The 1,688-nt window shown below is 68.9% G+C and carries 2 protein-coding genes; both read right to left on the bottom strand.

Annotated features, from left to right (window positions below; genetic code table 11):
• A partial coding sequence (gene der / locus AC1D2K_RS34315) for a ribosome biogenesis GTPase Der (RefSeq protein ID WP_478094850.1) occupies positions 1-934 on the bottom strand: 934 nt, incomplete at its 3' end.
• Positions 935-955: 21 nt separating this feature from the next.
• Positions 956-1,688: outer membrane protein assembly factor BamB family protein (locus AC1D2K_RS34310; protein WP_478094849.1), on the bottom strand; the 733-nt coding region annotated here is incomplete at its 5' end.

The raw sequence follows: 1,688 nt of genomic DNA, 5'->3' as shown, positions 1-1,688 counted from the left end.
GGATCTGCTCGCGCTGGTAGCTGTCGACCGCATCCCATTTGTTGATCGCGATCACCACCGCGCGGCCGCTCTCGAGGATGTAGCCGGCGATGTGGGCGTCCTGGTCGGTCACGCCCTGGGTGGCGTCGAGCAGCAGCAGCACCACGTTGGCCGATTCGATGGCCTGCAGCGTCTTGACCACCGAGAACTTCTCGATCGCCTCGAACACCTTGCCCTTGCGGCGCAGGCCGGCGGTGTCGACCAGTTCGAAGCGCTGGCCATTGCGCTCGAAGGGCACGGAGATCGCATCGCGGGTGGTGCCCGGGAGGTCGAAGGCCACCAGCCGCTCCTCGCCCAGCCAGGTGTTGATCAGGGTCGACTTGCCGACATTGGGGCGGCCCGCGACCGCCAGCTTGATCGGCTTGTTGGGATCTTCCTCGCCCTCTTCCTCGGGCTCGGGCAGCGCGAGCGGTTCGAGCGCGAGCTCGACCAGGTCGCGAATACCCTGCCCGTGGGCCGCCGAGATGCCATGCACCTCGCCGAAGCCGAGCTCGTAGAAGTCGACCAGCCGGGTCCCGTCGTGCATGCCCTCGGCCTTGTTGGCCACCAGCACACAGGGCTTGCCGAGCCGGCGCAGCTCGTTGGCGATGTCGTGGTCCTGGGCCGACAGCCCTTCGCGCGCGTCGACCACGAAGATCACGACATCGGCCTCGGCCACCGCCTGCCGCGTCTGCTTGGCCATCTCCTTGAAGATGCCGCTGCCGGCGTCGGGCTCGAAGCCACCGGTGTCGATGACGATGAACTCGTACTTGCCCTGGCGGCCGTTGCCGTAGTGGCGGTCGCGGGTGAGGCCTGCGAAGTCGGCGACGATGGCGTCGCGCGTCTGCGTCAGGCGGTTGAACAGGGTCGACTTGCCGACGTTGGGACGCCCGACCAGCGCGATGACCGGCTTCATGGAAGGCGTCCTTTCACTTGATTACTCAGGGCGATAGCCGAACACGCCGCCATTGCGGGTGACGACCACGACCGTGTTGCCGGCCAGAACCGGTGTCGCTGCGATGGCCGAGCCATCGGGATTGAGGCGATTCAGCGGCGATCCATCCTCGCGCGAGAGAACGTGCACCAGCCCGGTGGCGTCGCCGATGATCAGCGAGCGTCCGACGGCCAGCGGTGCCGTCAGGATGCGGTGCTTGAGCAGGTCGGCCTGCTGCCAGGCGCGTTCGCCATCGGCGCGGCGCCAGGCCATCACGGCGCCGTTGTCCTCGGTGCCGTAGACGAATCGGTCGTCGCCGCCGACCCCGTCGGCGCCCACCGCCGGCTTGGTCCACAGCAAGACGCCGCGCGAGGTATCGACGCAGCCGACGCTGGCGAAATAAGCCCGCGCGCAGATCACGTCGCCCTGGCGGCTCACGCTGCCGGTCAGGTCGACCAGGCGCTCGACGTCGTTCGTGCCACGCGGTGCTGCGATGGGAGACTCCCAGCGCGACGAGCCGTTCGCGGGATTGATCCCGACCAGCCGGCCGCCAACGCCGGCGATCAGGGTGTCGCCAACCGCCAGCAGGACGCCGGGCTTCTTCAGCACCAGGTTTTCCGCGGTGCGCTGCTGCGACCAGAGGCGACGGCCGCTCTGGCCGTCCCAGGCGCTCGTCGTGCGGTCCGCGGCCTGGACGAAGATCCGGCGGCCGGCCACCAGCGGCGGCGTGTAGGCC

It is taken from the genome of Variovorax sp. P1_H12_2, assembly GCF_056405335.1.
This window is presented reverse-complemented; position numbering and strand designations above follow the sequence as displayed.